The sequence below is a fragment of the Bradyrhizobium sp. 31Argb genome, from assembly GCF_043638955.1.
GTDB lineage: Bacteria > Pseudomonadota > Alphaproteobacteria > Rhizobiales > Xanthobacteraceae > Bradyrhizobium.
Genome location: NZ_JBEGDB010000379.1, coordinates 1 through 5,952, shown reverse-complemented (window position 1 = coordinate 5,952; position 5,952 = coordinate 1). Strand labels below are relative to the sequence as shown.

General features: G+C 59.7%; 8 protein-coding genes. 6 read left to right on the top strand and 2 right to left on the bottom strand.

Annotated features, from left to right (window positions below):
- Positions 1-263 precede the first annotated feature (263 nt).
- Both AAFX91_RS37965 and AAFX91_RS37960 read right to left on the bottom strand, forming a co-directional pair.
- Positions 264-716 (bottom strand): permease prefix domain 2-containing transporter, encoded by a 453-nt coding sequence (locus AAFX91_RS37965; RefSeq protein WP_245476365.1) that lies wholly within the window; start codon positions 714-716, stop codon positions 264-266.
- A 29-nt stretch (positions 717-745) separates the two neighbouring features.
- Entirely contained in the window at positions 746-1,036 is a 291-nt protein-coding gene (locus AAFX91_RS37960) for a PadR family transcriptional regulator (protein ID WP_394569903.1), read from the bottom strand.
- Between the two features lie 391 nt (positions 1,037-1,427).
- Between AAFX91_RS37960 and AAFX91_RS37955 the strand changes: the two genes are divergently transcribed.
- The 6 genes from AAFX91_RS37955 (at position 1,428) to AAFX91_RS37930 (ending at position 5,879) form a co-directional block, all read left to right on the top strand.
- On the top strand, positions 1,428-2,078 hold the full coding sequence (locus tag AAFX91_RS37955; protein WP_130580146.1) for a hypothetical protein: 651 nt from the start codon (positions 1,428-1,430) through the stop codon (positions 2,076-2,078).
- A gap of 444 nt (positions 2,079-2,522) precedes the next feature.
- Complete coding sequence (locus tag AAFX91_RS37950) at positions 2,523-2,993, top strand: MarR family winged helix-turn-helix transcriptional regulator (protein ID WP_028165529.1); 471 nt, start codon at positions 2,523-2,525, stop codon at positions 2,991-2,993.
- A gap of 81 nt (positions 2,994-3,074) precedes the next feature.
- Positions 3,075-3,443: a nuclear transport factor 2 family protein gene (locus AAFX91_RS37945; protein ID WP_165421226.1), complete on the top strand. Its 369-nt coding sequence runs from the start codon at positions 3,075-3,077 to the stop codon at positions 3,441-3,443.
- Positions 3,444-3,446: 3 nt separating this feature from the next.
- Entirely contained in the window at positions 3,447-3,887 is a 441-nt protein-coding gene (locus AAFX91_RS37940) for a hypothetical protein (protein WP_130580144.1), read from the top strand.
- Between the two features lie 957 nt (positions 3,888-4,844).
- Positions 4,845-5,051 carry a hypothetical protein gene (locus AAFX91_RS37935; protein ID WP_130580143.1) on the top strand — a complete coding sequence of 69 codons (207 nt, stop codon included), beginning with the start codon at positions 4,845-4,847 and terminating at the stop codon, positions 5,049-5,051.
- 663 nt (positions 5,052-5,714) lie between these two features.
- The gene (locus tag AAFX91_RS37930; RefSeq protein ID WP_394569902.1) at positions 5,715-5,879 is read left to right on the top strand and encodes a hypothetical protein; all 165 of its coding nucleotides are present in this window, start codon (positions 5,715-5,717) and stop codon (positions 5,877-5,879) included.
- The last annotated feature ends 73 nt before the right edge of the window (positions 5,880-5,952 follow it).

Sequence of the window (5,952 nt, the reverse complement as noted above, 5' to 3'; positions counted from 1 at the left end):
CCGCGCGAAACTACTTCGCCGTCGTCGCCATTGCCGCCACTCTGCTCTGGATAAGGTAACTGTCCACACGGCCTAGGTCGCCATCTACATCGTGTAGCAGCGCTGAGCGCGTTCGCGCGGACGATTGAAGGTCTGCAGAAATGATCGCCGCCCTTTTTGCCGGGGCGATCATCATCGCCATTGCCGCCATCGTCGGCGTCATGATTCGCGGGGGCTTCCTGGCGCTGCGCATGCGCGAGGCCGAGGAGTCGCCAACCCAGTTCTTAGGAGATGAAGCGCCGCCCGAACTCAAACAGGGCTGCAACGAGGCCGAGATTGCGGACCTTCATCCAAAACAGCGGTCCGATTGAGCGAGCGACGCGCACCCAGAACAGCAGCTTGGCACGCCCCAGCCCTTTCTCAGCGACCTCCTCAACGAAATGTTCAGACAGGTCACCAAGAACGGCATCGATGCGATCCTTCGGGGCGAACAGCACGACAAGCGCTTCTCCAAAGCCGGGCGGATTTGTTCGCTTCTTGATCTCGGGCTGATTGACCGTCGACCGGGAGTGCATCTTCACTTGAAGAACGACCGATGTCTCCTTCGGGTCAACGAACTCGATTTCGAGATCGTGGCCTGAATCTTTGGCAAGATTGCCGTGCGCCTGGACCCGTAGATTGGCGACAGCGGTCTGAAGCCGTAGATTGCCGACAGCTTCCAGAATTTCGTCGGCCACCAATGACAGGCGGGAATCGCTCGGCATTTTCATGACATCACCGGGGCGAAGCGGGGGTTGGCCCGCAGATTGTCGATCGCGCTCAACGAAGCCTGAAGTGCAGCCTGCCCCTGTGCGGTCAGGTTAAAGTAGATTTTGGCCCGGCCTCCACGCTCTGGCGTTGCCTCGCCCTGTTTCGGCTTCACGAAGCCCTTGCGCTCGATCTTGTCCAGCACGGCATAGATCGTGCCGACCGAGTATTCGCGGCCCGTGCGCACCTTAAGTTCCTTCTGCAGCGAGATGCCGTAAGCGGAGGGCTGCAGGCGCTGGATGGCAAGCATTACCATCTGCTCAAGCTGTCCGATTTGGTCCATTGGGACTCCCTTCCATTTCTTCAAAAGATATAGAAGAAATCCCCTTCGGTTTCAAGATGCGCCGGGTGGTGATTAAGTCGGGCGACTGGCCAGGGCATAGCGTTCCCACCTCGCTTGTGTGAATCGTGAATAACGCGCGCGCTCACTTAACGCGGGACCGCCCTCGTCTAGGATTGGATTCGCTCGGTTGGAAAGCAGAAGGCCGGCGGTTGCGTCGCCGGCCTTCAAAAGCCCACTGAGATGGCTCCCCAGAGGGAGGGGTCTGGGTGAAAGCCCGGACCCCTTCTGCTGATCTTGCCCAAGGCCTGCGGCACCGGCAAGACCGCCGGACCGTGTATTGATGTGGAAATCGCAACAGGTGAGCCAGATCGACCCTGACGTCGACTTCATCTTTCGGAACGCGGAGCGGCTGATCAACGTCACTGCAGGGTGCGTTATCTCGTTCGGGCTGGCGGCTGGCCTCGCTGATGCTGCCGACGCCAACCCTCACGATCCCGGGCACGATTGGAGCCAGGCTCTTTACGGCTTCCACGGCGATACGATCCTGATGGCGGCGCTGCGGGTCTCGCTCTTGCTTGATCGCGACGAGAAGGTGGTGAGCTTTCAGGCGGTTCACCGTCGGCTCAAGCTGTACCGCGTGCGGAAGGGATTGCTACGTGCTGTGGCCTCGCGACGGGGGCCGGATATCTTTGGACCGCCGTCTAGAGCCGATTTGATCCGCGAATTCTTCCGAACCTATGCCGAGATAGATTGGCAGGTGCACGGTCGCCTGACGCATTTCCGAAATCGAGGCATTGCTCACTTAACGCCGCAACTCCTCGCCAAATCGATCACGGTCGATGAGCTGCAAACCCTGGTTGCGCTTATCGGAAGGCTCGCAACCACACTCCAGCACCTTTGCCAGACCAAGACCGCGTTTCGTGACAACATGCTGGTTGAGTACCGCCGCATCGCACGGAATGCGATGAAGCCAATTCGCACGAAGGTGGCTATGTCCGGAGGTGATTGAACTTGCTCGTTATCCATCGCCTACTCGCTAACCGCGACGGATCGATTCTTGGGAACCATGCACCATGCTGAAAACGAGCGTAGACATCTGGACAACCCGCGAGATCAACAGGCTGTCATTTCGACTTGGAATATTGGAAGGCGCGCTAAGTCCGCCCGATCGCCGACGGGCACGGATCATCGCTGGGCTAAAGCAGGCTATCGCTGAGCTGCAGCGTCACCGACGCAGCTTCTGCGGATAGCGATTTGCAATCAATTCAGCCGGAACGAATGCCGATGCACGTCGGTGATCGTTCCGGCAATGATACGCTCGCCGCTGCCGCCGTCTTCGATCGCCAGCCACAGGCTGGTGCGTATAGACTGCACGTGGTGCTCTAGCCATAGCTTGATCGCGCACGAATGGCGGCTTTTGGCAGGCTGTGAAGAAGCTGCCGAGGATTGGCAAATGCAAAAAACTGCTTCTCACGCCGCGGGCCTGCACCGCGCCTCGCTCAACAAGCTCCACGATTTGGACGCGGCGCTGGAGCTCATGTACTATGGCTGGCGCGGTATGACGCTCTCGGCCGACCAGTATCTTGCCACGCTTGGCCTATCACGCCCGCACCATCGCATTCTCTATGTCGTCGCACGGCGGCCCGACATCTCGATCGGCTCGCTGATCGAGGTCCTCGGCATTTCCAAGCAAGCTTTGAACCGGCCGCTCGGCCTGTTGCTCGAGCGCAAACTCCTGACATCGAAGCGGTCGCCCGAGCAGCATCGATCCAAATTGCTGCGCCTGACGCAGGCAGGGCAACGCATCGAACAACGGGCATCGGGCTACGAGCGGGAGGTCCTGCGTGAGGCATTTGATCGTGCTGGCCCGTCCGGCGCGGCCGCGTGGATGGCCGTTATGGAAGCCATCGCCGACAACAACTGACTGCGCTCTCAGGTCAACATGATTGACGTCACTGTCGCACCGTGCCACTCTTCGGCAGTTGCACTCGGGGAGGCCAGAAGCATGAGCGGACGGACAATGGACCGGGCGACCGCTGGGCGCTTTGTCGAGGCGTGGTGCGCCAACTGGTGCAAGGTTGATATCGACGCCGTCGTCTCGCATTTGGCCGAAAACGCCGAGATGCGCAGCCCCCTGGCGCTCAAACTGACGGATTCTCCCGTGGTCGTTGGCGCCGAGAACATTCGCGCCTACTGGCGCAAGGCTTATGGAGGCATCGAAAACGCAGACCTGAAAATCCTGGACTGGAGCTGGGACGAAACGATTGCGCGCCTAACGGTGTGGTGGCAACTGGGCGACACGCGCGCCAGCGAGTTCATGGACTTCGATGATGCCGGCCGTGTGGTGCGCAGCGAAGCCTTCTACGGAAAGTAGCCCATGCGATTCTCGGATTTCGTCCTGCTCCTCAACGCACTCTGGTTCGGCGGCGCATTCATCCAGTTCAGCATTGCCCAGCGCAATACGCTGAAGATCCTGGTGCCCCGGGAAGAGCGCGGAAATCCGATTGCGCCGACCTTGTCGGCCAGCGTGGCATTTCTGGGCGGGATCAATCTGCCAATCGGCCTGTTGTCGCTTTATCTGCTCGCCCGGCCGCCCTTCTTTCAGGCGATTGACGCGCAGCTTGCGCTGTTCCTGTTCTTCGCCGCGTGTCACTTCAGCCAGTTCGCCTATAACCTCCCGGTCCTGATGCGCGGGGGACGCGTCGGGGTGGCATACTGGCCCGTATTGAAGGGCCCGATGCTCAGGATCTTCGTCATCGATGCGACGCTGTTCGTGGCAAATCTTGTCGCGGTTTTGCTGCTGGCGTCGCGTTCCTGATGCTCCGCCCTCATGCCGGTGTCGCCTTCCAAGAGCGGCATGCCGCGCGCGATGGCACGGCCCGCCGCTACGCTTGACCAGGCCGTGGCGATCGAGGACCGTCGCCCATAACAAGTGCGGCCCGCTCTCGCTGGACCTGCCGGCCTTCCAGCAGGCCGAGACGCCGCTGATTGAGACTGTCAGTCGGGGATCGTGGAGCGAGTTAATCACCCATGGACAGAATCTCACCGGCTTGTGTGGGGAATTTCAGCGCGTTTGGGCCACTAATCAGTTGTTGACCCCAGCAGGGATCCTCCCATGGAGTTGCCTGCACCAGCTTTGTTGGCGGGCGTCTTTCTTGTCGGCGCTCTGGTTGGCTATGCCGTCAGAGCGTTTATGTCCGCCAGGCGTCGGACTCGAGCCCGCAACCGGCGGCATGATTTCAAATAACTCACTCCCACGACGCCCCGTAGCCTGCTCGGGCGAGGATCGATCCAACAAAAGTGATGGGGGCCGAGTGGAATTTTATGATAGTTTTATGACAGCACGACTGACCTACCCATTTACCGTTTGGAAATGCTTCTCTTTCCCCCGAGTTGCTGCGCTGTGCCTCCTCGACGAGTCGCGCAACGCCATGCTCGAGATCGCCGGCAACTACACGAGAGCCGCAGCGGTTTCCCAGACGTCTTCACCCCTTCTCGCGGGCTTATTCGCCTGGTGGTGGAGGTTGGTGTGTGGGTAAGAGCGCCCCTTTGGGGGGCGCCCTTCGCGCTTTCAGGGCAGCGTGATATATCCTCACTCGTTTGCACGCTAAAGGTGTGTCGTAAAAGACTCACTCGGCATTAAATTCGGCCGGGCTCCTGCTCGCGCTCACGTTTTCATTTCGCACGAAACTCGCTGGCGGCGATGCAGACCTGATCTCGTTTTCCTCCGCAGGGCGCCCAACTACACGAACCTATCCCTCCAGGAGGAAGTGAAATGAAGTTCGTTGCAGTTGCCTTGACCACTTTGGCCATGCTCTCGCTGACCTTCGTGCCGGCAGATGCCGCCAAGCGTCACCACCGCGCCCACCACGCGAAAAATTACGGTAACCCGAACGGCACAGCCGGTGGCCCGACCTCGCTGAGCGGCACGGGATCGTCGCAGTACGGAGGATCAAGCCCGGGTACCGCGGGCAAGAACTGATCCGCTGCAGAGTGTCTCTCTCCCTATCGCGCGGCGACTATGATGTGCGGATGTCTGGCCCTTGATCCCGACGCCTTGCACGTATTCGCCGCCGCAGCCGAACTCCCCGCGGATTGTGGCCTGATCTTGTCGCTTGCGTGGCGGACTGTGTCAGGCGCCGGAACGTTTGCATCGCACGAAACCATTTTCCACTGCCGACGAAAAAGTCCTGAAACAAAGTGCGAGCTATCTACGTTTCAAAAGGAAAACTGGGATGGCTAACATGCAGTTCATATTGGACCTGTTCTGGGAACAATCGTGCAGCAGGTATCTCGCCTCCCTGGCACAACGGGAGATGCAGCAATGATCGAGACCTCTGCAGCAATCCTCGCGCTGGTGAGCGTGGGAATTTTCCTGGCGCATGCACTCGACGCTTATCGGATGGGTTAGCGCAGGTACATTCCATTTGGGTGCGGACCCCAGTTCACTACTGCTCTGATCTGGGGCCCGTTGTTTTACGGCATGCTTGGCCGGCTCCTTGCCGACGATACCGGCGGCATGCTCTGGGTTGATCGCGCCTAATCGGGCGTAGCTCAGCGTATGGCTCCAGCCTTGTTCTAATGCTCCGGGAAACGTTCGCGACTTCACGCGTTTGAGCAAGGGGCGAACACAGGAGGAGCACAGATGCGAACTTCGATTTTCGCGCTGCTTGTCGCTCTGGGAACCACCATCGGGATGCCCGCGACAGCACAGCAGCAACAGCAGTCGGCACCTAACAATCCTCAGATGCAGGATGAGGCCGATAAGGGCGTCAAGACGCGCAATTCGGGAGAGTCCGGCTATGTGTAAGCGGTAAGAGCTCCCACGTCCGCAGTGATCAGCGGGCGCGTGCGTAGCGGATCGGCATCCAGTATTGGCGCAG

What these genes read in the sequence shown, in the direction of transcription:
- AAFX91_RS37960 (WP_394569903.1), bottom strand. Translation starts at nt 1,036, where the DNA reads ATGCTTGCCATCCAGCGCCTGCAGCCCTCCGCTTACGGCATCTCGCTG.
- AAFX91_RS37950 (WP_028165529.1), top strand. Translation starts at nt 2,523, where the DNA reads ATGCAAAAAACTGCTTCTCACGCCGCGGGCCTGCACCGCGCCTCGCTC.
- AAFX91_RS37945 (WP_165421226.1), top strand. Translation starts at nt 3,075, where the DNA reads ATGAGCGGACGGACAATGGACCGGGCGACCGCTGGGCGCTTTGTCGAG.
- AAFX91_RS37940 (WP_130580144.1), top strand. Translation starts at nt 3,447, where the DNA reads ATGCGATTCTCGGATTTCGTCCTGCTCCTCAACGCACTCTGGTTCGGC.
- AAFX91_RS37935 (WP_130580143.1), top strand. Translation starts at nt 4,845, where the DNA reads ATGAAGTTCGTTGCAGTTGCCTTGACCACTTTGGCCATGCTCTCGCTG.
- AAFX91_RS37930 (WP_394569902.1), top strand. Translation starts at nt 5,715, where the DNA reads ATGCGAACTTCGATTTTCGCGCTGCTTGTCGCTCTGGGAACCACCATC.